Origin of the sequence: Nocardia sichangensis (assembly GCF_047200615.1) — a bacterium.
In the GTDB taxonomy this organism is placed as follows: domain Bacteria; phylum Actinomycetota; class Actinomycetes; order Mycobacteriales; family Mycobacteriaceae; genus Nocardia; species Nocardia sichangensis.
The window spans coordinates 1-25,330 of the sequence record NZ_JBJZOK010000056.1 but is presented as its reverse complement, the minus strand read 5'-3'; the positions used below and the strand labels follow the sequence as shown (position 1 = coordinate 25,330).

Sequence of the window (25,330 nt, the reverse complement as noted above, 5' to 3'; positions counted from 1 at the left end):
ACCTGACCAGGCAGCCCCGCCTGACCAGGCACACCCGCCTGACCAGGCACACCCGGCGAACCCGGCGCAGACGGACCACCAGGCGCCCCAGACGAACCCGGAACCCCGGCGTCACCGCCACCATTCGGCTGTCCGGACCCTGGCTGCCCCGCTCCGGGAGACTGCCCCGGCCCGGGAGAAGGACTGCCGGGCGACCCCGGCACCCCACCCGGCCGCGGCCGCTGCTGATCCGGCCGGTTGGACCACGGCGTCATCGGCGCCGGCGGCGCCTCGGCATCCTCGCCGGCTTCTATCTGGGGCTCTACCTCTGTTGGCGGCATCGCTTACTCATCACATCCCGCTGCCGAGTACTCGTTTCACCCGCACGTCGTACGTGCTCGGGATGGTCAGTTCGACCAATTCACCGGTCGCCGCATCGGTGGTGACGAGCCGCGTGTCGCTGACCGCGATGCCGACCTGGGTCGGCGCGTTGTTTCGATAATTCCAGAACACCAGGTCGCCTGGCGATACCGCGGCAGGATCGACGCGGTGGCCGCACGCGCCCTGGGCCGCAATGGTGTTCGGCAGCACCACGACTGCCAACGATCCGTCCAGCTGTCCGCATGCGCGCCGCCCCGCACCGCCCGCGACCGACGACTGCGCCACCGCTGCCTCGGTGGCCGCGCATCGACCGGTCGTTTGCGCGGCCGAGGCCTGGTAGATCACCGATCTGGTGAACTCTTCGGCGCCTCCGCGGCTACCGGATCCGTTCCGGGCCGCACTCGCCGTCAGCTGTGCCAGGGCGAGCTCGCGTGCACAGTCCGCGCCGATACCCGAATTGCTGGTGAGCAAGGGGGGGTCCTGGCGCGGAGCGTATCGCATCGCTGTGGTACAGGCGCGCTGCCAGTCCGAAGCGCTGGTGTCATCCGGTGCGATGGTCAACTCCGCGTACGGATTCGTGGTCGGAGCGGTGGTCACCCCACCCACCGGTGCGCTTCGCACGGTCGGCCGGGCTGCCGTCGGTGCGCGACTGGGAGTCACCGTCTGGGAGGGGTCGGGCCCCACCGCACTGTCGCACTGATAGTGCAGGTCGGAGGCGATCGCCGACGACGCACCGCCGATGACCAGCACCAAACCCATCAGCAACATGAGCACGACGCCCACGCCGCCCAGCACTACCCACACCCAGATCGGCATCAGTACGAGGGTCAAGAGACGACCGATCATCGAATACCTTTCTGTGATATCTGCCCCACTGTTTCGCTGCGATCGAGGGGATCAGCGGCCGCGTGGGTTTCTGAGGGGATTCAGGACCCTGTCCGGAATGTCGGGCAGCGGATTCGCTGCGGGGTCCGGCTGGGCGAGCGAGACAGCACCCGTGATATTCCGGCCCGCTTGCCATTGGTCGGTCTGGGCAGCTTTGTCGATTTCGGCGCGCAATCTTCGAATGCGATCGAAGTCCTGGGGATTCTCGGCTACCCAGTTGGTGGCAGCCTGGATCCGCAGCGCATGCTCGTTGGCGATCCACTGCCTCAACCTGTCCGCATCGTTCTGACTGAGGTCCTGGCCATTGATCCGCAGCCGCGCGGCGGCCGGGTCCCTGATCGGCCCCGATGCATGGGCCTGCAACGCATCAATCCATTCCCGGTGTGGATTGTCGATGTAATCACTGCCGAGCTGCGCCAGTTCATCCGAAATCCGCACACCGCCCTGGTAATCACCTCGATACCGATCGACGCTGGCCTCCAGCCCGTGGAACCTGGCCATCATCATTCCCGGATTCGTATGGAAGTCCCGCTCGAAGTGCTTGTGCGCCGCGACGACCCGGCCGAGGTGCTTCGACGCCAGCGGCTCGTCATCCGCGTGCCGGATGATATCCGCGCGCGCGATAGTCGCCCGTTGTCCTCGAGTCCAACCGATACCGGCCATACGGAGGGCATACTGCACGCTGCCCATCATGCCTGTCATATGGGCGACATTTTCTGCGGCGTAAGCGGCAGACCTTTCACTATTCCGGCGCGACCCGGACCTGGTTATCCCTTGCCGGGCGTAATCGGCAGCAGCCACACGGTCGAACGCGGAGGCGTGCGCGGCCGCCCTCAGGTCGCGCGTCTTCAGGCCTTTCGCCTTGTTCCTCTTGTCGATTTGGTCCACCCGCGCGAAAGGATTGAGCGGGTTGAGGCGACCACCGGCCATCCACGCCGTGACCGGCGAACTGTTAATGGTGCTGATCGCGCCGAGCATCGCGAGCGGGGTCATCGAGTTCGCTGCACCCGAGTTGCCCATGCCCAACTTCATGCCCAGGGCGCTGCCACCGCCGCCGCCCTGTGACGATCCCGCGGTCTGTATCGCCACACCGATACGGTTGACCACCCAGTCGTTGGCCTCATCGATATTCCTGCTGAGACGCCGCACCTGAATGATGGCGATGATCTCGACACCGGCCCCGATGACGAACACCACCATGATCTGACCGTTCGCCGCACGGAACAGGCTGCCCAGCAACAGCTCGTAGATGCCGAGAGCGATGACGAAGAAGGCCATCTTCCCGGCGGCTATGAAGCCGTGCACCACGCAGCGCACGGTGAACGTCTGCGTCGGACCGTAGATGTATCCGCCCGCGGCGAACCCGAAGATCGATGCGAATCCGTAGTAGATGAGGTCGAGCGCGGCCCACATGATCTTGATGGACAGATATGCGGCGAAGGCCAAGAGAATGACCGCGCACAGCAACAGCAGAAGTCCGGCCCCGATCTGACCGACGCCCGGATTGTCCACCGCGGCATACGCGGCGCTGTCGCCGCACGACTTCATCCCGCCCTTCACCCGATCTTCGCTGCCGGCAGTCATTCCGGCGGACCACGCCGCCCGGCAGGACGGGTTGCTGTCCACAACGTGCCCGAAGTTCCAGACCTGCAACGGAAGTCGCACGAAATTGTCCGCCATGGTCGCTTGCAGCGTGCCGACCAACTGGCTCGGATTCGGATTGTTGTTCCCGTTCAGACCCGCCGCGACCGAAAGACCCAAGTCACGCCCTTGGATCAGCACACCGTGGTCGGACAGCGCCTCGGCCAGCGGGTTCGCCAGAAAGAACACGCCCCCGATGGCGAAAGCGATCATCGTCACGACCTGCACGGCAGCCTTGGCGTACAGCGCGCGCACGATGAAATAGCCCACGAAGAACGCACCGATCGCCAGCGCCGTCGAGGCCAGCAGGGGGGTCGCGATCTGCGCCGTCAGGTTGCGGGACATCGCCTGCAACGGCGCGCTGATCAGGTTGAGCCACTGGAAGTCCATCGCCTTGGCAGGCAGCCACACCCCGGTGATCGATAACAGCTGCCATACCGCGAACAACGGCATGAGGATGATCCACAGCGCGAAATTGCCCAGGTTGAACACTCCGCCGCGATCGACCACCAACATGTAGCTCGACACGTTGACCCCATAGGAGTCCCTGACATTCATCCAGCTCGTCGCGCTGTTGGGAGCGGACCCTTGGGTCGCTGTGCCCGGCTGCGCGATGGACACGGCGTGGATCAGGCCCGGGAAGACGAACAGCACGAAGAGGGCCAGGACGATCCACGCGATTCGCCTGCGACGGCGCGACGCGGCGATCCAAGCCCGGAAGCGCCGGAACACCATCTGCGGTCGCCAACGGTCCGCGTCCCAGAACTGCGGCTCCCAAGGCATCCCGAAGGAAGACCGATCGGGGCGAATTCTGGAGTCGGGTATCGATCTCATCAACGTCCCAATCGCTCGGGCAGGGCCGAACGCGCACCGCTGACGCTGGTCGGAGTGCTGGTGATCGCCGCGGCCCGGTCCGGACGCGCCGGACCGAGGACCTTGCCGCGGCCGATGCGGTTCAGCGCGTCACGCATGAACATCTCGCCCCGACGCTCCTCGGGAATCTGCCGACCGGGACCGACGGGGGGCGAGGTCTCCTCGCGGAGAATCTGCAAGAGAAACGGCGCTTCCTCCAGATCGACGCCCAGCCACTCCAAGCTGTTGCGCGCCAAAGTCTCGTCGCGCTGCCGGAAGACGAACCGGTTCGGGATCAGGTTGTGCGCCGCGCCCTGGAAGTCGGTGGCCGGGTCGTGCGAGGCGAGCCCGATCGCGGCCAAGTGCTTACGGCCGTCACGACTGAAATCGGAAGTGACCGCGGAGCCGACCTGCGTCTGCGTGAAATGATGAGCCTCGTCGCCGACCAACAGGCCGAACCTGCCGTTGTCGGAGAGGAAGGCCTCCCGCGCCGCCACGCCGACCAGTTCGTACAGCGCCGTGCCGAGCCGTTTCGTCAGCGGCAACCGGTTGTACAAGTGTGGCGTGGTGAGTTCCTCGGCGCTCGGCAGTTGCAGATTGTGACTGCGGACGACGGTCGCGGCGGCGTCGAGACGCAGCGGTCGCAGCTTGGGGTCGAACAGCACCGGAACCCGCTCCACCACGGTGCCCAGCCGCGCCGCGAGATCGGCGTACTCCTCTCCCCGCTCGGGGTGCTCCCGCAGCCGGCGCACGACATGGAACAGATCGAGCAGGCTCTTGATCTTGTGCTCGGCCATGCCTCTGGGTGACAGCAGATTGCTGGCCGCCGCGCCCGCGCCGGAAGTCGGCGACAGATCCAGCAGCGGAAGAATCGAGTCCAGCGCCCGTTCACCCGCGATCCGCGGGTTGAACAACCGCAGCGGATCCAGCGACACCGTGGGATTGGCCAGGTCGATGATGACCGCGTCGTCGATCGACCGCGCGAAGTGCTCCCATTCGCCGACCTGACTGCGGTCGATGGCGAGGAACTGCCCGCCCATGTCGTGTACGAGCACCGCCATCAGTTTCAGGAAATACGACTTGCCCGAGCCGAGTTCGCCGGTGACCGCGAACGAGGCGGACAGGTCGTGCAGCGCGGCCTCCATGATGCCGAAGTGGATCGGCTCGAAATGTCCCGACAGCAGGTTGACCCCGATCACCGGCCCGCTGTCGTCACCGATCTGACTGGTGGTGAACGGCACGAAACCGGCCCACATGTCCGAGGGGACGATATGGGCGAAGTCGTCGAAGGCACGGCGTGGCGGGCTACCGGGAATCAGCATCGACCACAGGTCGACCTGCGCGCCGACCGGAGCGGTCATGTCGACCTGGAACCGCTTGTAGCGCCGCTTGAGCGTGTTGACCGCGTCCATTGTGGCGTCCCGCGTCGGTCCGCCGATGGCGATAACCGTCGTGAACGAGACCTCCGATTCCCCGCCGTTGACCTCGAAGTGCTGGTTGTACTCGCCGAGCATGCGCGCTTTCGAGGCCAACGTGTTCTGGGCGAACGAGACCTCCTGGTCCCGCTGGTCCATCTGCTCGCCGAGCCTGCGCAAACTGAGTTCGTTGTTCTTCAGCACCTGTTCGGCCGGCTTGGTCGAGATCCGCATGCCCCAGTCGACGGTGACGTCGCCGAGACCCTCCAGCACGTTGAGGAACTCGCTGCCGCCGGGAAAGGTCATGCCCGCGTACGGGAAGGAATGCGGCGTCAGCATCGCCTGGTAGGACGGGCGGTACTCGAAATCCGGCTGTACCACCTTGATCACGGGAATGAACGAGGGACGGATACGCCGATTGCTGTCGGCCTGTGCCCCCTCGTCGAGCGCGGCGGAGCGGAACACCGCCGCCGTCGCGTCGTCCAGCGCGCCCGCACGGGTGGGCGCCACCGGGTCTCCTGCCGCGCCGCGCGAGAGATAGTGCTCCCACAGCCATTGGAACAGGGCCGCGGGCACCGGAACCGGATCGAAGTCGCCGCCGATCCTGGACAGGATCTCGTTCGCCTTATCGTCGTATTCGTCCAGGTCGGCGCGGGCGATCGCGGTCGCATCGATCGTGGGGGTGCTGCCACGCCACAGGCGCGACAGCGCGGACATGCTCGAGTTGCTGGCCCCGACCGGGATCGACAACAGGAAGATCCGGGTCTGCGGCATGATCGCGTGCACGCGTTCGTAGGAGGCCACCACCTCGTCGGCGTAGTCCTCGCACTCGTCCAGGTCGACACCCTCCACCATCTTGGTGAGCACGTCGATCGTGTTCAGCCGCGCCTGGATGCCCAGCAGCAGCGATCCGCTCGGCAGATTGGTGACCAGCGCGTGATGCGCCATCTTCACGTCGTACTTGTCACCGGCCTTGCGCAAGCCGTAACCGAGCGGATTGATGAAGTAGGTCGCGGTGACCAGACCCGTATGGGTGAACTGAAGATTGCCGCGAATCGCCGCGGTGGGCTGTAGATCTCGTCCGAGTGCCATCAGGGGCTTCCTCCGGAGGCTGTGCCGTTGCTGTCGCCGTTGTCGTTGCCGTTCAATCGCCGCCACAGGTCGGTGGCCTTACCGCCTCCACTCACCACCTCGAGCAGGCGGATGCCGGATTTCGGCTGGGCGGCCACCGCCGTGCCAGGGCGGTCGGGCAGCAGGAGGACCACGGTCTCCTCGATGAACATGGTGTGGCGCACCGAGTCACTGGTGATCGGCATGCCCGAGGCCGACACCGGCTTGCGATAGACGATGAGCCTGCCGAGCCAGAAAGCGCGTGAAAGCATCCGGACGCCCGTGTACGGCACCAGCCCGAGCACGAAGACCGACAGGATGGTGAACGCCAGACCCGTGATGAAAGTGACGGCCGGGTTCAGCGGCAACGCCATGGCGCCCACCGAGGTCACCGACATCATCGCCACACCGGCGGCAACCTGCGGCAGGGTGTAGGGACCGAACGGAAGCTTCTGCCCGTTCTGCGCCTTGCCGATCATCGTTGGCACACGTTTGATCGGCGTGAACACCTTGATGACTTGGGTCATCGATAGCCACCGATGGGGTGATCGGGGACGATGAGGTTCGCGTCCGTGCGCGCGTAGTTGATGGTCGTAGGCAGGATCCAGATCACCACCCCGGCCATCAACCCCGAGCCGAAGACGACGATGATCCGCGCCGGTGACAGCCTCGATTTCGCCGCCTCGGAGATCACCACACCGATCGTGACGATGGCGATGATGATCATTCCGCCCCATCGGACAAAGATCAGGATGCCATAGAGGATGTTGCTCAAATTACCCATCGGGCTGCCTCTCGGATCAGTTCTGTGTCGCCGGCGGAATCGTCACCGACGTCGAGGGGGACGAGGACGAGGTGGGCGGCGCTCCGCCGCGGGAATCCTGACCGACGACTACCGCCAGCGGACTCGACAAGGCGGGAATCGGATCTATGGACACCACCTGCCACTGGCCCGCGTTGCGAATCATGGTGAGCGGGTAGGCCAGCGTCGCGGTCGCTCCCGTATCGGCTTTGGGATTGACGGTGGCCAGCACTTGGGCCTTCGCACCGCCGGAGCCGCAGCTCGAATCGTCCGTGGTGAGCGAGGTCAGCTCGACGGCGGTGAAGGGGGGCGGTTTCAGTGCGGCCAGCCCGGCATCCGGTGTGGTGTAGCGGGCCACGTCACCGTTTCCGGCCAGCATGGCGCTCAGGAAGCCCGCCGCGACTTGTCCCAGTACGGTGTCCGGTGCGCAGGGTGCGCCGTAGGCCAGTTTGAGATCGACGCCCTTGGAGGGGGCTTGGACCAAGGCGGGCGTCGACAGCGCACGCAGCCGCCCATCGGACACGGAGACCGCGACACGGTAGAACTGCCGCTGATCCTGTGCCGTCGCGGCGCCGACTTTGCCGACCCGGACCGATACCGTGACCGACCATACTTCGAGCCCCCCGGCCGAGAGCGCCCGAGAGACGTAGACCACCGACGGGTCGGACACTTGGCGCGCGGACGAAGGCAAGGTGATCTGCTGATTGGAGCCGACATATTCGCCGATCCGATCCTGCTGCCCCGCAACGGCAGTGAGGTATGCGACGACGAACTGCTCGGCATAAGAGCCTGCCAAGTGCGCATGCCCGATGATTGCCGTCGTCGAGTCATCCGACGGCGCTGGCGGCCCGGAGTCGAAGACACTCAGAATTGCGTGTCCACCGCCGAGCACCGCGAGAACGGCGAGCACCGCGACCACGATGTTGTCGCGACGACGGCGAGCGGCCATCCGGCGAAGCAGGGCCTCACCCGAATCTGCCGACTCACGAATACCTGTCCTCACTCCCGAAATGGTAGAGAGCACAGGCGTTCCCAACCGGCCGGTAGTTCCCACTCATGGGAATGAAAACTGTCAGCAGGCGGGGTTGCTTTTCATCCTGCCCGCCAGCCAATGCCGCAATTGTTCGTCGTATCCGATCGGCGCGCTGCGCTGCCGCGGCTCCAGCACCTGGCGATGGGTTTCCAGCAACGGTACGTCGTCGGCGACCCGGACCAACTGGGCGATCGCCAGCTGTCTGCTCGAGTACCCGGGATAGGGGTACAAAAGTAGCGATGTGGGCGTGTAACCGCCGCCGTAGTTGAGTACCCGCAACGTGACACCCGCACTGTCGCCCGACCGCAGCCGGTCGCCGAGTTCGGCCAGCCGCGGACGGTCCTCGGGATGGAAGACATCGACGGGCCGGAAGAGATAGTCCCACCGCACCCAGGGCGCGGGATCGGTGAGCCAGTGCGAGATGCTGGTGTGCTCGAGCTGCACCACGGCCAGATGCGTTCCCGCCCGCCGATGCGCCTCGCGCAAACCGATCCGCTCCAAGGTCGGCCACGTCGCCTGTGCGTTCTCCGACGTCACGTCCTCGATCAGCCACCAAGCGCCACGGGTGCGCTCGTCGTCGCGCGCGCGAATGGTGATCCGCCACTGAGCCGCACGTCCGAATCCGTGAATCACGTTGGTGTCGAATTGCATTCGCTCGCCGGGCTTGGGATCGTAGAGCAGATCGAGCACCTCGGCGTGCCGGTCGAAACTGGACACCCGGTGGAACAGTTCCGCGATCGACATCCTCGGGACGTACTCTTCGGCGCTGCTGCCGGACAGCCGCGTGATGCCGCTCGGTTGCTGAATGGTCTGACTACTCAGGTCCCAGATCGCTCCCACCGCCGGGCGCAACGCCGGCACCCGCTCGGACGCCGGACCCAACCACAGCCGCACCGCGTGCACGTCTCCAGCGGGGCCGAAGATCGGACGGATGAACAGTTGATGCCGTCCCGATCGGGTCTGAATGGCCAGGTCGACGTCTTGCGCCTGATCATGTGCGGTTTGGATCGCCTCTGTGAGTCCAGCGGTCGTCAGTTTGTCGTACAGCGCGGGCGTCTTGGACAGCGTCCGCTGCAGCACTCGCTGCCAGCTCGCGAACTCACGAGGTGCATCCCCCACCGACGCCACGGACATGCCGTCCGGCGCCAACGTCTCGATCGTCACCCATGGAATCACTGCGCCACTTCGCTTCGCACTTGCCCGACCAGCCGTTCCTCCGGGTCCGCCTCCCCGGATGAGACATCTTGTGACAATAGGCAATGTACCGTTATTTAGCGGCTCAATCAACTTGTGACCACGCCGCCTGTTATTACGAAGTCTCCATCATGTTCATACGACATGCGCAGCCGAGTTCATTTTGTTCACGTCGAGTTCGAGAGGAACCTCCCTTCGACCGGCGCACAGCGCAACGGCACATCTGCCGCAAACCAGCGAACAAGATCATCGGAAGCCACCGGCCGAAGCCGACGGCATCCCCCTGGCAATCTCACCCGCGGCTGAACCCACTCCCGCCCAGGGCATTACGCCACCGCGGGAAGCGATCAGGTATTCCTTCCGACCAGGGCCAGCACACCCGCGCCCATGATCGTCGCGCCTTCTCCGAGCTGCGAGGGAACCACCCGCAATCCGGGCAGGAAGCTCAGCCTGGCATGTGTTGCGACCGCCTCGCCGAGCGGTTTCCACAGCGCGGGCCCCGCTCCGGCGAGCGGGCCGCCGAGCACGACGAGGTCGAGATCGAGCAGTGCGGCCACCGAGGCGATCGCCCGGCCGAGCGCCGTACCGGCCCGGCCGAGCGCCGCGACGGGAATGTCCTCACCCACGCCGGCGGCATCGAGCAGTTCCCTCACCGACGTGCCCGCCCAGCCCTGCTCCCGCGCCCAGCGCACCATGGCCAGGCCACCCGCGACCGCCTCCAGGCACCCACGGCCCCCACAGGAGCATCGATCATCGAAGCCGGGAACCAGGACGTGACCTACATGCCCCGCGTTGCCGGTGCGCCCCACCAGGATGAAGCCGCCCACCACGACCCCGCCGGTGATGCGATCGGAGACACTGACCGCAAGGCTGTCCATCACTCCACTCGTCGCGCCGAAGCCTCGCTCCGCCAGCGCCAAGCAGACGCCGTCCAGCGCGAGTGGAACCTGCGCTTTCGGGAACAACTTCCGCGCCGCTTCGACGATGCCGAACCCTCCCCGCCACTCCGGAACCTCGGCAGGAGCGATCACACCGGCCGCCATATCGATCGGCCCGGCCGAAGCGACACCGAGGGCGGTGACCTCGCCACCGCCCGCGACCTCGAGCAGCAGCTCCTGGCATCGAGCCCAGGCGCCCGTCGCTGGGATCGGGATCCTCCGGATGTCGTCCGTGTCGACATCGTCGGCGACCCTGGTCGCCGCGAAGCCCGACGACCCGATCTCCAATGCCAGCACTGTCATGAGTTACGCACCACCGAAGGACTCGACGCGAAAAGGTGGACGCAGCATAGTCACAGACCGTCGGTCCCGGTCGACTTGAGGGGTTGCCCGAGCACGATGTGCCTGCGGGGCGCGGGAAGAGTGGATACGGTACGCAGCGGACGCGGCCCGGTGCGAATGATGCGCATAGGGCGCTTGTGGTCGATCGGCGCGGCGCGGTGCCGGTCCAGGTTCTCGATGACGCTGCCGGAGTTGTCATAGGCGACGCCGGCCCAGATCATCGCGCGGGGACCGTCACCCCGGGTGGTCAGCGTCTGCGCCAATTGGCGGCACTGCGTGAGCAGCGGGCAACTCTGGCAGGTGCGCACCGCCGCTCGCCAGGCATCCGGATTCCCGCTGTCCATGTCCCAGTTGTCCGGGACGTCGGCGCACGGGGGCCGCTGGTTCGACTTTGCCGGAATCGACGAGATCTTTGCTGACGCAATGGATCCCGTGTCCATCGGAAGGGTTCGCGTAATGCTCATAGCCATCTCCGGGGATGCCGAGCACACACCTCTGGCAGGTGCGTGGCCCATGGATCGGACGTCATCAGGGCTGCTCAACAGTCCCCGGAACCCAGCCGCGATAAGCTGGTCTACGCACGGTAGCCCACTGTTGCCCAGCACACAACCTTTTGTACCGCTATGTAACGGCTCGTTGACCTTCAAGCAACACCCAGCTACCGTCTTTAACGGCACGTTATGAAACGGACCGTTTTCCACGGGGGCCCGACTATGGTTTCCTTTTAAACATGGCTGCAGACTCTGAATTCACGATCGACGAACTGGCACGGGCAGCCGACACCACCGTGCGCAGCGTCCGCGTGTACCACGAGCGAGGTCTGCTGCCCTCGCCGGAGGTGCGCGGGCGGATCGGGTACTACGGGTCGGACCACCTCAACCGGCTGCAAACGATCAGCCGCTTGCTGGGGCGGGGCATGAAGCTGAACGGGATCAGGGAACTGCTCGAAGCCTGGGACCGTGGCGACGGACTCGCCGATGTACTCGGAGTGAAGAGTCAGAACGCAGCCGCAGCAGACCCGGAAGCCACCACCGAGCCACAGGACAGCTACGCGGAGTTGCCGGACTACGCGAAGCAGGCGCTGGCCTCCAGCGAGGACCCGCTCGAGGCGTATCGGGTCACGAATCCACGGTGCTGCGATCTGGCCACCCGGCTGCACGACACCGGGCTGCCTATGCAGGACACGTTCCAATTGGTCGAACGTCTGCGCGCCGACTGCGATCGCATCGCCGACCGCTTCGCCACCGAGTTGTTCTACCGGCTGGCCGGGCAGACCTACGAGGAATCCGCACGAACCCCGCGGGATCGCACGAAACTGGAGACCGATCTGGCGATCGCCCGGTTGATCGTCACCCGCGCCACGTCGGAACTGATCGATCAGGCGTTCGCCCGGCACTCCGAGTTGCCGCCGGTGGTCACCAGCCCGCAGCGGCAAGCCGAACAGTGACGGCGCGGGCCGCGAACCGACCGTTCTCTAATTTCCATCCGGCGCTGTCGAATACTTAAGTAGACAAAATCGTTCGAGTCTTTCGAGCGCTGCGCCGATGACGGCGACCCGAATGTCTCGTATCCCGATCTCGCGCGTCGAACGCGACGGCCGGCGAATCGTCGAACTCGGCTACTCAGGACCGATGCCGAAGGGTTGCCACGGGGTGTCCGGCGACCGCAGCCGCAGACGGAAGTCTCCGCGCCTTCCCCATGGCCGCCGTCGCGCACGGGCGAAACCCGCTGGGATACGTAGGTATACCGATCCGATGATCGAAGACGGCGCGGCGGCGGCACCGCCTGCCGATCGAGATCCGAGCACGAACCTCACCCCCGAACGATGGTCGGGGTGACAGGATTTGAACCTGCGACCCTCCGCTCCCAAAGCGGATGCGCTACCAAGCTGCGCTACACCCCGTGGCCCTCGCGGCGACGCGGCGGCCGCCGACGAGGATGAATGCTCCGTGGAGCGGGTGACGGGAATCGAACCCGCACCATCAGCTTGGAAGGCTGAGGTTCTACCATTGAACTACACCCGCAGGCATACGACACCGATGGGATCGCCACGATGTCGTGTGCGATCCGACTGTACCGAACCAGGCTTCCGAAACGCCAATCAGCCCCCCGCGCAGCGCGATCTCGCAGGTTGCCCGCCGGAGCGCTCCAGGGTTGCCGCGTCCAGTGTCGCACGGCGGGCGCGCGGGCACGCGGTAGCGCGCGCCGGAAATTTTTAAAGGTGATTTTTCATTGAAACTCTGGCGTGTCGGATTCCGGTGGGCGAAACTCAGATGACACAGATGTCACGCCAGGAACTTCGCTCGAGGGAATTCCGATGAGGACCGCACGACTCGCTGTCACAACCGCCGCGCGCGGCGTGTCGCGCAGCCACGGCCACGACACCGAGCAGGGTTCCGGGCGCTCTGCGCCGAGAAGTCTTTCCGGCGAACCCTCGGCCGATCGCACGGCAACCTGCTGGCCGGGAGAGCGGGATGACACCGACATCGCGTCACTGGGCGGCGAGCGGTACCCGAGCCGGTTCGGCCCGAGGACCGCGAGCAGGCGCCAACCTCGAGCACGCCAGGAACAACCATTCGCAACTCGACAGGGAAGACGAGGACGTCGCGTGCGAGAACAGATTCTCGTGAAGCAAGCGGCGCGTGGACGGTCCGGACCGCCCCCGTGGCTCACGCACCACTCTCCGCACACCTCGTACAGCGTGTCGCCAGCGCGTCGCGCCGCGATTTTGCAGCGAACGGGAATCCGGTGTAACACCAACGCGACGGGAACGATCACATACCCGATCGCCATTCGCCAGGCGTCGAGAACACGTTGCAAATCTCCGCTTTTCGATGCCGAGTGGCTTGCTAGGATCCTTTTTGCCGGACGGGGGTATCTGGAAAGGGGGCGGTGAACGTGCGCCGAACCAGGTGGACGCAACCGCGTAGCAGTGGGAACGATCAGGGTGACGCCGGCGCCTGTGTGACTACAGGGCACCTGGGTACCGACGTCGCCCACACCGGGTGAGTCCGATGTCGACCGACATCGAGCCCCCGGTAGCCGCTATGGCCCGAGCATGGGCCCGTGCGGTCTGCGCCGAGCCCGGTTCGGGCGCGGCGCCCCAGCAGTTGGAACCGGTGCTGATCGAGATCGTCGAGCGCCTGCTCACACTCGCGCGATGCGAGCCGTTCCCGGTTCCGGAAGCACGCATGCTCGGGGCCCGGCTCGCCGATGCGCCGTTCGACCGGATCCGGATGCTGGCGCAGGCCACGCGCTGGCTGCTCGGCTTCCCATCCGGCACGCCCGGCTCCCTGGTGGCCACACGCTGGCCGTTCATCGCCAGTCAGGCCATCGACAGTTACGCCCAGGCGCTTCAGGAGCGCGCTCTCGCGCAACAGGAACAGAACCTGTCGGCCAAGGTGTCGCTGCGCGTGCAGGAGATCGCCGCGCTGCAGCACCGGTTGCGCCACGAGGCCACCCACGACGCGCTGACCGATCTGGCCAACCGGACGCTGCTGCAGGACAAGGTGCGCCTGATGGCCACCGACCCGACGCGCGGCGTCGGGTTGCTGCTGATCGACCTGGACCGGTTCAAGCAGATCAACGACGGGTACGGGCATGCGATCGGTGACGAAGTGCTGGTCGAACTGGCCGGCAGACTGCGCGAAGTGTGCCCGCCGGACACGGTGATCTGCCGGTACGGCGGTGACGAGTTCGTGCTCGCGACCAACCCCCACCACAACAACCTCGGTGACCTCGCGCATCGGATCGTGGCCGCGCTGCGTGACCCGGTCTGGTCGTCGGCCGGGCCCGTTCCGGTGTCGGCCAGCGTGGGCACCGCCTACAACCCGCCGGGCAGCCCGCTCGATTTCACCGATCTGCTGCGCCGCGCCGATCGCGCGATGTACTCCGCGAAGACGGCCGGTGGGCGCCGCTTCGCCCTCGCGGACGAGCCGGACATCGACACCGCCGTCGCCGGCTGACCCGGCCGATCCGGGTCAGCCGGGTTGACAGGTGGGGCACCAGAAGAGATTCCGCGCCTGCATCACCTGATGGGCGATCGGCGTCTCGCACAGACGGCACGGGGCGCCTTGGCGGCGGTAGACATAGGTGCGCGGGCGATCCGGGGCATACGAGGGCTCGCCGTGATCGTGTTCGGGCCGCACCACGACCATCTTCCCGACGCGCACCCCTACCCGCATGAGCGCGACCAGATCGGACCACATGTCCGCCCATTCGCCCGCGGACAGCTCCGTACCCGGACGATGCGGGGAGATCCCATGGCGGAACAGCAATTCCGCGCGATAGACGTTGCCGACCCCTGCGACCACCTGCTGGTCCATCAGCAGCGCGCCGATCGGCCTGCGGGAACGATGGATGCGCTGCCACGCCCGGTCCGGATCGGCGCCGCGCCGCAGCGGATCAGGACCGAGCCGATCGGTGAGCGCCGTCACCTCCGGCGGCAGCAGGATCTCGCACGCGGCAGGCCCGCGCAGGTCGGTGCCGAAGCCCGGCTGCCCGTCCGGTTCCCCGGACAAGCGCATCCGGACCTGCCCGACCGGCTCCCCCATCGGCAACGCGGATTCGGTGAACGTGCCGTACAGGCCGAGATGCACGTGCACCACCAGGCCCGAGTCGTAGTGGTGCAGGAGGTGTTTGCCCCACGCCTCGGATTTCGTCAGCACCTGCCCGTCCACGCGGGCAGCGCCCGCGGCGAACTTGCCTTGCGGGCTCGACACGCGCACCACACCGCCCGCGAGGCGACGCTGATGCAGCCGCGCGAGGCGGTGCAGCGTATGTCCTTCCGGCACAGCCGGTTACGACCTCCGTGCGCTCAGTACGCGGGAACCGCCGGGGCGATTCCGGTCTTCTCGTACTCGGCCAGGATGTCGATGCGCCGCTGGTGGCGCTCCTCGCCCGACCAGGGGGTGGAGACGAACGCGTCCACGATGGCCAGCGCCTCCTCGGTCGAGTGCATGCGGCCGCCGATGCCGATCAGCTGCGCGTTGTTGTGCTCGCGTGCCAGCTTCGCGGTCTCCACGCTCCAGGCCAGCGCGCACCGGGCGCCGGGCACCTTGTTCGCGGCGATCTGTTCGCCGTTGCCACTGCCGCCGAACACCAGGCCGAGGCTGCCGGGGTCGGCGACGGTCCGGCGGGCCGCCTCGATGCAGAAGGCGGGGTAGTCGTCCAGCGCGTCGTACTCGAGCGCGCCGCAGTCGACGACCTCGTGGCCCGCCTGCTCCAGATGGGCCTTGACGTGATTCTTCAGTTCGAAACCGGCATGGTCGGCACCCAGGTAAACGCGCATGGCAGGCATTGTGTCAGGTGGCCGCCGCGCGGCGGCGAGAGGGCTTGCCCCGCGATTAACACCGCGGCGGGCCCGCGCGAATCGACTGATGCGCCAGTTGTGTTCGCGGCCACAGTGCCCGATGACACGGCCGACGCGCCGACCCCGTTCCCGGCAACTGAATAGAGTTCATTCCATGCAGCCGTTCGAACCCCAGCCGTCCGACCAGGCGGGCCGACAGGCCGACCCGTACGCCCAGCAGGGCGGGTGGGTCTCGGATCGGAGCACGCCTGCCGCGTCGTACGGCCAGCAGTACACCTCGGGCTCCTATCCGTCCGCGCCCCCGGCTGCGTATCCGGCGCCCTATGGCTCCTACCCCGGCGCCCCGGTGCCCCCCGGAGCTCCGCCGCAGCGGCAGCCCCGCGGTCTGTCGCCGTTCGGCATGCCCGCACGGCACAGCTGGGAGATACCGATGCTCGTCGTCGTGGTGGTGTTCACCGTGTTCGCGTATCTGATCGCGCTGGTGCTGCTCGCCACCGGGAACTTCGACCAGTACGTCCTCGCGTTCGCGGCCGCCCCGCTGCTGCTGTGGTTCGGTCGCGGCATCAACTACGCGGGCCAGCGGGTGAACGGCGTGAAGATGTCGCCGACCCAGTTCCCCGAGGGCTATCAGATGGTGGTGGACGCCGCCGCTCGCTTCGGCATGTCGAAGGTGCCGGACGCCTACGTGGTGCTCGGCAACGGCCAGATCAACGCGTTCGCCAGCGGGCACGGGTTCCGGCGCTACGTAGTGGTCTACAGCGATCTGTTCGAGATCGGCGGCGCCGCACGCGAACCCGACGCGCTGGCGTTCATCATCGGCCACGAGGTCGGTCACATCGCGGCGGGGCACACGTCGTACTGGCGGCAGCTGGGCATGTTCCTGGTGCCGTTCCTGCCGGTCGTCGGCAACAGCTTGGTCCGCGCGCAGGAGTACACCGCCGACAACCACGGCTTCTGCAATCGGCACACCGGCGCGTCCGCCGCCATGGGCACCCTGGCCGCGGGCAAGTACATGAACCGGCTGGTCGGCTTCGATGAGATGGCCGACCGGGCGGCCGTCGAGAAGGGCTTCTTCGTCTGGATGGTGAACGCTCTGTCCAGCCACCCCGTGCTCACCTGGCGGATGTGGGCGCTGCGCGATCGCAGCAGGCACGGGAAGCTGTTCCTGCGCCCTGCCCCGCCCGCGGGCGCCGGTGTGCCCGCGGGCGGGTACGCGAGTTCCTACGGCCAGGTGCCCGCGAGCCCGCCGAAGTCCGCGTTCTGACCGGGCCGGGTGCCGCGCGACGGCACCCGGGCGCGGGTGCTCAGTCGAACGACGGATCTTCGGTCCGCGTGCGCTTCAGCTCGAAGAAGTGCGGGTAGGACGCCAGTGCCACCGCGCCGTCCCAGACCTTGCCCGCTTCCTCGCCGCGGGGAATACGGGACAGCACCGGACCGAAGAACGCGGTCCCGTTGATGTGGATGGTCGGGGTGCCGACGTCCGGTCCCACCTTGTCCATGCCCGCGTGGTGGCTCTCACGCAGCGCCTCGTCGTAGTCGGTGCTCTCGGCGGCCGCGGCCAGCTCGGCGGGCAGACCGACCTCCGCCAGCGCGTCGGCGATCACCGCGGCGAGGGTCTCCTTGCGGCTCTCGCGTTCGTACTCGGCCCGCCGGTTGTGGATGCGCGTGCCCATCGCGGTGTACAGCGGCGACAGCACCTTGTCGCCGTGCTCCTGCGCCGCGGCGATCGCGACGCGGACCGGGCCCCATCCCGTGTCGAGCAGTTCCTTGTACTGCGGCGGCACATCTCTGCCCTCGTTCAGCACCGACAGGCTCATCACGTGGAACCGGGCTTCGATGTCGCGCACCTGCTCGACCTCGAGGATCCAGCGGGACGTGATCCAACACCACGGGCACAGCGGGTCGAACCAGAAATCGGCGACGTCCTTGGTGGCTTCGTCGGTCACGGGCGGCTTCCTCTCGATCGCAAGCGGACGGGCGGCCGCACACTGCGCCGCCCTACCGAGCAACCACGTCGGCGCGCGATTCGTTCCCACTCGCGGCATCCGTTTTCCCGAGCGGCGCGCACGGCTGCCAGTAGGGTTGACCGGCAGGTGCTTGGTTCCCTTCGGAGAAGGAGTCCGCGATGAGTTCTGACCAGCATTTCGTCATAGTCGGCGGCGGACTGGGCGCGGCCAAGACAGCAGAAGCTCTGCGCGAGAAGGACTTCGAGGGAAGCGTGACACTGATCGGCGCCGAGGAGCACCTGCCCTACGACCGGCCGCCGCTGTCGAAGGAGCATCTGCTCAGGAAGAAGGCGCTGCCGGAATTCATCGTCGATCCCGCGCAGTGGTATCGCGACCACCACATCGACATCCGCCTCGGCACCACCGTCACCGGGCTGGACCCCGGGGCCAAGACGGTCACCCTGCCCGACGGTTCCACACTGTCCTACGACAAGCTCGCGCTCGCCACCGGCTCCACGCCGCGGATACTGCCCGTTCCCGGCGCCGACGCGCCCAACGTGTACACGCTGCGCACCATCGAGGACTCCGACACGTTGATCGAGCTGTTCGGCAGCGCGACGCGGCGGCTCGTCATCATCGGCGCCGGCTGGATCGGCCTGGAGGTCGCCGCCGCGGCCAGGGCGGCGGGCGTCGAGGTGACCATCGTCGAACGCGCCGACCTGCCGCTGCTCGCGGTGCTCGGACCGGAGATGGGCGAGGTGTTCGCCGATCTGCACCGGGCCAACGGCGTCGACTTCCGGTTCGGCGCGCAGGTCGAGGCGATCACCACCGAGGACGCGATCGCGACCGCGGTCGCCAACGGCGTCCGGCTCGCCGACGGCAGCACGATCGAAGCCGACGCGGTGCTGGTCGCCGTCGGCGCGCGCCCGAACGTGGAGCTGGCCGCCGACGCCGGTCTCGCCGTGGACGACGGCGTGCTGGTCGACGAACGCCTGGCCACCAGCGATCCGGACATCGTCGCGGTCGGTGACATCGCCGCCCAGCAGCACCCTGTGCTCGGCAGGCGGGTCCGGGTGGAGCACTGGGCCAACGCGCTCAACCAACCCGCGGTCGCCGCCGCGACCATGCTCGGCAAGCAGGCTTCCTACGACCGGCTGCCCTATTTCTTCACCGACCAGTACGACCTGGGCATGGAGTACACCGGGTACGCCGCGCCGGGCGAACATGCCAGGGTCGTCGTGCGCGGCGACACGGCGGCACGCGAGTTCGTGGCGTTCTGGCTGGACGGGAACAACCGCGTGCTCGCCGGGATGAACGTGAACGTCTGGGACGTGACCGACCGGATCAAGGAACTGATCCTGGCGGGCGAACCGGTCGATCCGGATCGGCTGGCCGACACCTCCGCCGAGCTGTGATGTGAATCACTGCAGAGATGTGTCGAACGCACGCGACGTGCTCCGACCTCCTCGCGGGCGCCACCGGAGCGCTCCCAGCGACCGAACGCCGGAGAGGAAATCGACCATGAAATACATGCTGCTGAAGACCTACGCACCCACCAAGTACTGCGACACACCGATCAACGAATGGTCCCCGGAAGAGATCCAGGCGCACATAGACTTCCAGCGCGCGCTGGGTGCGCAACTGGCCGAGGCGGGCGAGTTGGTGGACGCGCAGGGATTGGCCGGGCCGGAGGAGGCGCGGATCGTCAGTTCGGACGGCCGGTCGGCGCCGGTGGTCACGGACGGGCCTTTCCCGGAGACCAAAGAGTTCTTGGCAGGGTACTGGATCGTCGACGTGGACAGCCCCGAGCGGGCCTACGAGATCGCGGCGCAGGCCTCCGCCGCCCCCGGCCCCGGCGGCAAACCGATCGGCGAGTACATCGAAGTTCGCGCGGTGATGGGCGCCCCCGCCACCGAGCAATGAGCGACCGGAGTGCGGTGCCCGACGACACACCGCTCCCGGCGAGCACCGAGGACCTGCTGCGCGCACTGGCGCCGCAGGTCCTCGGAACGCTCGTCCGCCGCTTCGGTGATTTCGACACCGCAGAGGACGCGCTGCAGGAAGCGCTGCTCGCGGCCGCGACCCAGTGGCCGATGGAGGGCCTGCCGGACAATCCGCGGGCTTGGCTGATCCAGGTCGCACAGCGCCGCATGGCCGACGCCGTGCGCGCGGAGGTGGCCCGGCGGCGCAGGGAGACCACGGCTTTCGACCGCGAGGTGCCCGACGCCGTCCCCGTGGACCACGACGACACGCTGACCATGCTGTTCCTCTGCTGCCACCCGGCGCTGACGCCCGCCGCCGCCATCGCGCTGACGCTGCGCGCGGTGGGCGGACTCGGCACCGAACAGATCGCCCGCGCCTTCCTGTTACCGGAAGCGACCATGGCGCAACGGATCACACGAGCGAAGAAGAAGCTGGCCACCGTCGAGCGGCCCTTCGCGCAGCCGGGGGATCAGCGGTGGCGCGAGCGGCTGGGCGCGGTACTGCACGTGTTGTACCTCATCTTCAACGAAGGTCATACCAGCAGTTCAGGGCACACGTTGCAGCGAACGGACCTGTCCGATGAGGCGATCCGGCTCACCAGGGCGGTGCACCGGCTGCTGCCCGGCGACAACGAGGTCACCGGGTTGCTCGCGTTGATGCTGCTCACCGACGCCCGCCGGGCCGCACGCACCGGCGCGCACGGCGAACTCGTCCCGCTGGCCGAACAGGATCGCGCGCTGTGGAATCGGGCGCTGATCACCGAAGGGACGACCTTGGTCACCGGCACGCTCTCCGGCGGCTTGCGCGGGCCCTATCAGATCCAGGCGGCCATCGCGGTCCTGCACGCGCAGGCTCCGCGTGCCGAGGACACCGAGTGGACCAAGATCCTCGCGCTGTACGACCGGCTCGAACGGCTCTCGGACAATCCGATGGTGACGCTGAACCGGGCGGTGGCGACCGCGATGGTGGCGGGGCCCGGAGCCGGTCTCGCACTGGCCGAGACCCTCGACGAACACCTATCGGGTACCCACCGGCTCGACGCCGTGCGCGGCCATCTGCACGAGATGGCCGGTGCGATCGACGCGGCCATCGCCTGCTACACCAAGGCCGCCGCCCGCACGACGAGCGTCCCCGAGCGCGACTATCTGACCATCCGTGCGGCACAGCTGCGCCACGAAGCGCGGGCGGACCGCACGGGCTGAGTGGATGTCCGAATGGCTGTGGTGGGAGCTGCTGTGCGGCGCGCCGGGCACCAGCATGCGGGGCACTCGTCCGATCGCGACCGGGCAGACTACCCGGTGTGGCAGGCAAACACAGTGCGGGAGTCCTTCTCTTCCGCCGGAACCCCGACGGCGCCGTCGAAGTATTGCTCGGACACATGGGCGGGCCGTTCTGGGCGCGAAAAGACCTGGGCGCGTGGTCGATTCCGAAGGGCGAGTACGAGCCGGAGACGGAGGACGCCGAGGTCGCGGCGAACCGGGAGTTCGCCGAGGAACTCGGGCTGCCGGTCCCGGACGGCACGTGGCTGCCGTTGGGCGAGGTGCGTTACAGCAGCGGCAAGAAGGTGCTCACCGTCTGGGCCGTCGAAGGCGACCTCGATCCCGCCGCCGTGGTACCGGGAACCTTCCAGCTCGAATGGCCGCCGCGCTCCGGCCGCCTCGCGGAGTTCCCCGAGATCGACCGCGCGGACTGGTTCGACGCACCCACCGCGCGAGACAAGCTCGTCGCGGGGCAGCGGCCCTGCCTGGACCGGCTGACCGAGCTGCTCGCGGACTGACCGCTATCGCGGCACGCCCGCCCAGGTCCGGCCGGTGATGAGTTCGTAGGCCTCGACGTACTTCTGGCGGGTCGCCGCGACGACATCGGCCGGGATCTCCGGGCCGGGCGCCTCCTTGTTCCAGCCCGTGGAGGTGGACCAGTCGCGGACGAACTGCTTGTCGAACGAGCGTTGCGCGCGGCCCGGCTCCCACTCGTCGGCGGGCCAGAAACGCGACGAATCGGAGGTGAGCACTTCGTCGCCGAGAGTGAGCACATCGCCGTCCCAGCCGAATTCGACCTTGGTGTCCGCGACGATGACACCGCGTTCGGCGGCGTGCGCGGCGCCCCTGGCGTAGATGTGCAAGGTGAGTTCGCGCAGCCGCTCGGCGACCTCGCGTCCCTCCTGGTTCACCACGTCCGCGAAGGTGATCGCCTCGTCGTGCCCCTCGGACGCCTTGGTGGTCGGTGTGAAGATCGGCTCCGGCAGTTTGTCGCCCTCGCGCAGACCGGGCGGCAGCGCGATCCCGCACACCGAGCCCGTCTGCCGGTATTCCACCAGCCCGGACCCGGTCAGGTAACCGCGCGCGATGCATTCCACCTGCACCATCTTCAGCGGCTTCACCCGAATGCCGCGACCGGCGAACTCGGCGGGCACGTCGGTGGCCGAGACCACATGGTTGGGCACATCGGTGAAGTACTCGAACCACCAGTTGGACAACTGCGTGAGCAGGGCGCCCTTGTCCGGGATCGGCGTCGGCAGCACCACGTCGTACACCGAAACCCGGTCGGACGCGACCAGCACCAGCGTGTCGCCGTCCTCGTACAGGTCACGCACCTTCCCGGCGTGCACATGCTTCAACGTCGAGCCTCCGAATCCCTGGGGTGAACCTGCGCTGTACCAGGCACAATACCGCCGCCCCCGAGCACCGCCGCCGCGCCGTCCGCCGCACACAGCGGACCGGTGCGTAAGTGCCGCGAACATTAGGGTCGATCGGGAAAGTCCCGCGCGGCCTGCCACCCCGAGGTGGCATTGTGGGTTTTGCCCGTGCCAGTTCTTCGACCACGAAGGAGCCTTATGTCCGCACCCAACCTCACTCGCGACCAGGCGATCGAACGCGCCGCGACGGTGTCGGTCGAGAACTACCGCGTCGAGCTGGATCTGACCGACGGCGCGGGCAAACCGGGCGAGCAGACCTTCTTCTCCCGCAGCACCGTGACCTTCGGCGCGACACCGGGCGCGAGCACATTCGTCGACATCGTGGCGCGCGGCGTGCGCTCGGCGGTGCTCAACGGGACCGCGCTGGACGTCTCCGGTTACGACGAGTCGACCGGGATCACGCTGACCGACCTGGCCGAGCACAACGAGCTGGTGGTCGAGGCCGACTGCGAGTACTCGCACACCGGCGAGGGTCTGCACCGGTTCGTCGACCCCGCCGACGACGCCGTGTACCTGTACTCGCAGTTCGAAACCGCCGACGCCAAGCGGATGTTCGCCTGCTTCGATCAGCCGGATCTGAAAGCCACCTTCGACATCGCCGTCACCGCACCGGAGGACTGGCAGGTCGTCTCCAACGCGGCCGTGGTGCAGACGCTCGTGGCGGAGCCGGGCAAGCACGTCTTCCGCACCACCCCGAAGATGAGCACCTACCTGGTCGCGCTCATCGCGGGCCCGTACGCGCAGTGGACCGACGTCTACACCGACGACCACGGCGATATCCCCCTCGGCATCTACTGCCGCGCCTCGCTCGCCGAGCACATGGACGCCGAGCGACTGTTCACCGAGACCAAGCAGGGTTTCGGCTTCTACCACCGCAACTTCGGCGTGCCGTACGCGTTCGGCAAGTACGACCAGCTGTTCGTCCCCGAATTCAACGCGGGCGCGATGGAGAACGCGGGCGCGGTGACCTTCCTGGAGGACTACGTCTTCCGGTCCAAGGTCACCCGGGCGTCCTACGAGCGCCGCGCCGAGACCGTGCTGCACGAGATGGCGCACATGTGGTTCGGCGACCTGGTCACCATGAAATGGTGGGACGACCTGTGGTTGAACGAGTCGTTCGCCACGTTCGCGTCGGTGCTGTGCCAGTCCGAGGCCACCGAGTACACCAACGCCTGGACCACCTTCGCGAACGTGGAGAAGTCCTGGGCCTACCGGCAGGACCAGCTGCCCTCCACCCATCCGATCGCCGCGGACATCCCCGATCTCGCCGCGGTCGAGGTCAACTTCGACGGCATCACCTACGCCAAGGGCGCCAGCGTCCTCAAGCAGCTCGTCGCGTATGTCGGGCTGGAGCCGTTCCTGGCGGGCCTGCGCGCGTACTTCGCCGACCACGCCTACGGCAACGCCACCTTCGACGATCTGCTGTCGGCGCTGGAGAAGTCGTCCGGCCGCGACCTGTCCACCTGGGGTGCGCAGTGGCTCAAGACCACCGGATTGAACATCCTGCGCCCCGACTTCGAGGTGGACGCCGAGGGCAGGTTCACCTCGTTCGCGGTCGTGCAGGAGGGGGCACAGCCGGGCGCGGGCGAGCGGCGCGTGCACCGTCTCGCGGTCGGCGTCTACGACGACCAGGACGGAAAACTGGTGCGCACCAAGCGCGTCGAGCTCGACCTCGACGCCGCAGAACGCACCCAGGTACCCGAGCTGGCCGGCGTGCCGCGCGGCCAGTTCGTGCTGGTCAACGACGACGACCTCACCTACTGCTCGATCCGCCTCGACGCCGGTTCGCTCGATGTGCTGGTCAACCGCATCGCCGACATCGCGGAGCCGCTGCCGCGCACGCTCGCCTGGTCGGCGGCCTGGGAGATGACGCGCCAGGCCGAGTTCCGCGCCCGTGATTTCGTCGCGCTGGTCGAGCGTGGAGTCGGCGCCGAGAGCGAGATCGGTGTGGTGCAACGGCTGTTGATGCAGGCCAACACCGCGCTGGGCAGCTACGCGGAGCCGGAATGGGCCGCGACCACCGGCTGGCCGGAATACGCGAACAGGCTGCTGGAGCTGGCGCGCGAAGCCGAACCCGGCTCCGACCACCAGCTGGCCTTCGTCAACGCGCTGACCGGCGCGAAGTTGTCGGCCTGGCACACCGAGGTGCTGAGCGAGCTGCGCGACGGCGACCCGGCGAAGGTCGGATTGCCCGGCCTGGTGGTCGATACCGACCTGCGCTGGCGGATCGTGTCGGCGCTCGCGGCGGCGGGCGAGATCGACGCCGAGGGGCTGCACACTCCGGTCATCGATGAGGAGCTGGCCAACGACCCCACGGCCGCCGGCAAGCGGCAGGCGGCCGCCGCAGCGACGGCGCGTCCGATCGCCGAGGTGAAGGAGCAGGCGTGGGCGACGGTGATGGGCGACGATTCGGTACCCAACATCACCGCCCGCTCGATCGTCGGTGGCTTCGCACCCGCCGGGCAGGGTGAGCTGCTCGCCTCCTACGTGGAGCGGTATTTCGCCGAGGTGCCCGGCGTCTGGGAGCGTCGTTCCAGCGAGGTCGCCCAGACCGTGGTGGTCGGCCTCTACCCGCACTGGGCGATCAGCGAGGACGCGGTGGCCGTCGCCGACAAGTTCCTGGCCGGCGATCATCCCCCGGCGCTGCGCCGGCTGGTCAGCGAGGGCAAGGCGGGGATCGAACGCTCGCTGCGGGCCCGCGCCTTCGACGCACAGCCGTAGACGAAACCGGCGCGGGCCCCCCGGGGGGGGGGGGGGGCCCGCCCCCCCCCCCCCCCCCGGGGGGGGCCCCCCCCCCCCCCCCCCCCCCCCCCGGCCGCCCCC

The 25,330-nt window shown here is 67.5% G+C and carries 21 protein-coding genes and 2 tRNA genes; 8 read left to right on the top strand and 15 right to left on the bottom strand.

Going from position 1 to position 25,330, the window contains the following annotated elements; genetic code table 11:
- Positions 1-330: 330 nt before the first annotated feature.
- The 9 genes from ACL03I_RS37845 to ACL03I_RS37805 all read right to left on the bottom strand — a co-directional run bounded on the left by ACL03I_RS37845 (position 331) and on the right by ACL03I_RS37805 (position 11,036).
- Entirely contained in the window at positions 331-1,206 is an 876-nt protein-coding gene (locus tag ACL03I_RS37845) for an NlpC/P60 family protein (protein ID WP_355075967.1), read from the bottom strand.
- A gap of 51 nt (positions 1,207-1,257) precedes the next feature.
- Positions 1,258-3,621 carry a hypothetical protein gene (locus ACL03I_RS37840; protein WP_355075965.1) on the bottom strand — a complete coding sequence of 788 codons (2,364 nt, stop codon included), beginning with the start codon at positions 3,619-3,621 and terminating at the stop codon, positions 1,258-1,260.
- A 98-nt stretch (positions 3,622-3,719) separates the two neighbouring features.
- A complete protein-coding gene (locus tag ACL03I_RS37835) occupies positions 3,720-6,245 on the bottom strand; it encodes an ATP-binding protein (protein WP_355075963.1) in 2,526 nt (841 codons plus the stop codon).
- Complete coding sequence (locus tag ACL03I_RS37830) at positions 6,245-6,790, bottom strand: hypothetical protein (RefSeq protein WP_412808454.1); 546 nt, start codon at positions 6,788-6,790, stop codon at positions 6,245-6,247. The genes ACL03I_RS37835 and ACL03I_RS37830 overlap by 1 nt, the downstream gene beginning before the upstream one ends.
- On the bottom strand, positions 6,787-7,047 hold the full coding sequence (locus tag ACL03I_RS37825) for a hypothetical protein (protein WP_039796594.1): 261 nt from the start codon (positions 7,045-7,047) through the stop codon (positions 6,787-6,789). Before ACL03I_RS37825 ends, ACL03I_RS37830 begins: the two co-directional genes overlap by 4 nt.
- Before the next feature lie 16 nt (positions 7,048-7,063).
- Positions 7,064-8,068 carry a conjugal transfer protein gene (locus ACL03I_RS37820; RefSeq protein WP_245562493.1) on the bottom strand — a complete coding sequence of 335 codons (1,005 nt, stop codon included), beginning with the start codon at positions 8,066-8,068 and terminating at the stop codon, positions 7,064-7,066.
- A gap of 69 nt (positions 8,069-8,137) precedes the next feature.
- Positions 8,138-9,262, bottom strand: coding sequence for a GAF domain-containing protein (locus tag ACL03I_RS37815; protein WP_039796592.1), 1,125 nt, complete (start codon positions 9,260-9,262; stop codon positions 8,138-8,140).
- A gap of 377 nt (positions 9,263-9,639) precedes the next feature.
- Complete coding sequence (locus tag ACL03I_RS37810; protein WP_412808453.1) at positions 9,640-10,533, bottom strand: ROK family protein; 894 nt, start codon at positions 10,531-10,533, stop codon at positions 9,640-9,642.
- A gap of 50 nt (positions 10,534-10,583) precedes the next feature.
- Positions 10,584-11,036 carry a hypothetical protein gene (locus ACL03I_RS37805; protein ID WP_412808452.1) on the bottom strand — a complete coding sequence of 151 codons (453 nt, stop codon included), beginning with the start codon at positions 11,034-11,036 and terminating at the stop codon, positions 10,584-10,586.
- A 266-nt stretch (positions 11,037-11,302) separates the two neighbouring features.
- Between ACL03I_RS37805 and ACL03I_RS37800 the strand changes: the two genes are divergently transcribed.
- Positions 11,303-12,019 carry a MerR family transcriptional regulator gene (locus ACL03I_RS37800; RefSeq protein WP_412808451.1) on the top strand — a complete coding sequence of 239 codons (717 nt, stop codon included), beginning with the start codon at positions 11,303-11,305 and terminating at the stop codon, positions 12,017-12,019.
- Positions 12,020-12,398: 379 nt separating this feature from the next.
- Here ACL03I_RS37800 and ACL03I_RS37795 read toward each other — a convergent pair.
- Both ACL03I_RS37795 and ACL03I_RS37790 read right to left on the bottom strand, forming a co-directional pair.
- Positions 12,399-12,475, bottom strand: a tRNA-Pro gene (locus ACL03I_RS37795).
- Positions 12,476-12,522: 47 nt separating this feature from the next.
- Positions 12,523-12,596, bottom strand: a tRNA-Gly gene (locus ACL03I_RS37790).
- Positions 12,597-13,586: 990 nt separating this feature from the next.
- On the opposite strand from ACL03I_RS37790, the gene ACL03I_RS37785 reads away from it, so the two are divergent.
- Positions 13,587-14,537, top strand: coding sequence for a GGDEF domain-containing protein (locus ACL03I_RS37785; RefSeq protein WP_355075952.1), 951 nt, complete (start codon positions 13,587-13,589; stop codon positions 14,535-14,537).
- 15 nt (positions 14,538-14,552) lie between these two features.
- On the opposite strand, the gene ACL03I_RS37780 is transcribed toward ACL03I_RS37785, so the two are convergent.
- Both ACL03I_RS37780 and ACL03I_RS37775 read right to left on the bottom strand, forming a co-directional pair.
- Positions 14,553-15,365 carry an Fpg/Nei family DNA glycosylase gene (locus ACL03I_RS37780; RefSeq protein WP_364429671.1) on the bottom strand — a complete coding sequence of 271 codons (813 nt, stop codon included), beginning with the start codon at positions 15,363-15,365 and terminating at the stop codon, positions 14,553-14,555.
- 23 nt (positions 15,366-15,388) lie between these two features.
- Positions 15,389-15,862, bottom strand: a complete 474-nt coding sequence (locus ACL03I_RS37775; RefSeq protein WP_355075948.1) for a ribose-5-phosphate isomerase — start codon at positions 15,860-15,862, stop codon at positions 15,389-15,391.
- A gap of 175 nt (positions 15,863-16,037) precedes the next feature.
- Here ACL03I_RS37775 and ACL03I_RS37770 point away from each other — a divergent pair, with 175 nt between their 5' ends.
- The gene (locus tag ACL03I_RS37770) at positions 16,038-17,147 is read left to right on the top strand and encodes a M48 family metallopeptidase (protein ID WP_412808450.1); all 1,110 of its coding nucleotides are present in this window, start codon (positions 16,038-16,040) and stop codon (positions 17,145-17,147) included.
- Between the two features lie 40 nt (positions 17,148-17,187).
- Here ACL03I_RS37770 and ACL03I_RS37765 read toward each other — a convergent pair whose 3' ends face one another.
- Positions 17,188-17,829 (bottom strand): mycothiol-dependent nitroreductase Rv2466c family protein, encoded by a 642-nt coding sequence (locus ACL03I_RS37765; RefSeq protein WP_355075946.1) that lies wholly within the window; start codon positions 17,827-17,829, stop codon positions 17,188-17,190.
- Between the two features lie 179 nt (positions 17,830-18,008).
- Here ACL03I_RS37765 and ACL03I_RS37760 point away from each other — a divergent pair, with 179 nt between their 5' ends.
- From ACL03I_RS37760 to ACL03I_RS37745, 4 genes are all read left to right on the top strand, one after another.
- On the top strand, positions 18,009-19,244 hold the full coding sequence (locus ACL03I_RS37760) for an NAD(P)/FAD-dependent oxidoreductase (protein ID WP_355075944.1): 1,236 nt from the start codon (positions 18,009-18,011) through the stop codon (positions 19,242-19,244).
- Positions 19,245-19,350: 106 nt separating this feature from the next.
- Entirely contained in the window at positions 19,351-19,752 is a 402-nt protein-coding gene (locus tag ACL03I_RS37755) for a YciI family protein (protein ID WP_355075942.1), read from the top strand.
- Entirely contained in the window at positions 19,749-21,014 is a 1,266-nt protein-coding gene (locus ACL03I_RS37750) for an RNA polymerase sigma factor (protein ID WP_412808449.1), read from the top strand. The genes ACL03I_RS37755 and ACL03I_RS37750 overlap by 4 nt, the downstream gene beginning before the upstream one ends.
- 98 nt (positions 21,015-21,112) lie before the next feature.
- Positions 21,113-21,589, top strand: a complete 477-nt coding sequence (locus ACL03I_RS37745) for an NUDIX domain-containing protein (protein ID WP_412808448.1) — start codon at positions 21,113-21,115, stop codon at positions 21,587-21,589.
- 3 nt (positions 21,590-21,592) lie between these two features.
- On the opposite strand, the gene ACL03I_RS37740 is transcribed toward ACL03I_RS37745, so the two are convergent.
- Positions 21,593-22,429, bottom strand: a complete 837-nt coding sequence (locus tag ACL03I_RS37740) for a phosphoribosylaminoimidazolesuccinocarboxamide synthase (RefSeq protein ID WP_355075936.1) — start codon at positions 22,427-22,429, stop codon at positions 21,593-21,595.
- A 216-nt stretch (positions 22,430-22,645) separates the two neighbouring features.
- Here ACL03I_RS37740 and pepN point away from each other — a divergent pair, with 216 nt between their 5' ends.
- Positions 22,646-25,228, top strand: a complete 2,583-nt coding sequence (pepN, locus tag ACL03I_RS37735) for an aminopeptidase N (protein WP_355075934.1) — start codon at positions 22,646-22,648, stop codon at positions 25,226-25,228.
- The last annotated feature ends 102 nt before the right edge of the window (positions 25,229-25,330 follow it).

Coding starts and splice junctions, on each gene's coding strand:
- ACL03I_RS37775 (WP_355075948.1), bottom strand. CDS start 15,862: ATGCGCGTTTACCTGGGTGCCGACCATGCCGGTTTCGAACTGAAGAAT.
- ACL03I_RS37750 (WP_412808449.1), top strand. CDS start 19,749: ATGAGCGACCGGAGTGCGGTGCCCGACGACACACCGCTCCCGGCGAGC.
- ACL03I_RS37760 (WP_355075944.1), top strand. CDS start 18,009: ATGAGTTCTGACCAGCATTTCGTCATAGTCGGCGGCGGACTGGGCGCG.
- ACL03I_RS37785 (WP_355075952.1), top strand. CDS start 13,587: ATGTCGACCGACATCGAGCCCCCGGTAGCCGCTATGGCCCGAGCATGG.
- ACL03I_RS37835 (WP_355075963.1), bottom strand. CDS start 6,245: ATGGCACTCGGACGAGATCTACAGCCCACCGCGGCGATTCGCGGCAAT.
- ACL03I_RS37800 (WP_412808451.1), top strand. CDS start 11,303: ATGGCTGCAGACTCTGAATTCACGATCGACGAACTGGCACGGGCAGCC.
- ACL03I_RS37805 (WP_412808452.1), bottom strand. CDS start 11,036: ATGAGCATTACGCGAACCCTTCCGATGGACACGGGATCCATTGCGTCA.
- ACL03I_RS37755 (WP_355075942.1), top strand. CDS start 19,351: ATGAAATACATGCTGCTGAAGACCTACGCACCCACCAAGTACTGCGAC.
- ACL03I_RS37770 (WP_412808450.1), top strand. CDS start 16,038: ATGCAGCCGTTCGAACCCCAGCCGTCCGACCAGGCGGGCCGACAGGCC.
- ACL03I_RS37810 (WP_412808453.1), bottom strand. CDS start 10,533: ATGACAGTGCTGGCATTGGAGATCGGGTCGTCGGGCTTCGCGGCGACC.
- ACL03I_RS37840 (WP_355075965.1), bottom strand. CDS start 3,621: ATGGTGTTCCGGCGCTTCCGGGCTTGGATCGCCGCGTCGCGCCGTCGC.
- ACL03I_RS37825 (WP_039796594.1), bottom strand. CDS start 7,047: ATGGGTAATTTGAGCAACATCCTCTATGGCATCCTGATCTTTGTCCGA.
- ACL03I_RS37830 (WP_412808454.1), bottom strand. CDS start 6,790: ATGACCCAAGTCATCAAGGTGTTCACGCCGATCAAACGTGTGCCAACG.
- ACL03I_RS37845 (WP_355075967.1), bottom strand. CDS start 1,206: ATGATCGGTCGTCTCTTGACCCTCGTACTGATGCCGATCTGGGTGTGG.
- pepN (WP_355075934.1), top strand. CDS start 22,646: ATGTCCGCACCCAACCTCACTCGCGACCAGGCGATCGAACGCGCCGCG.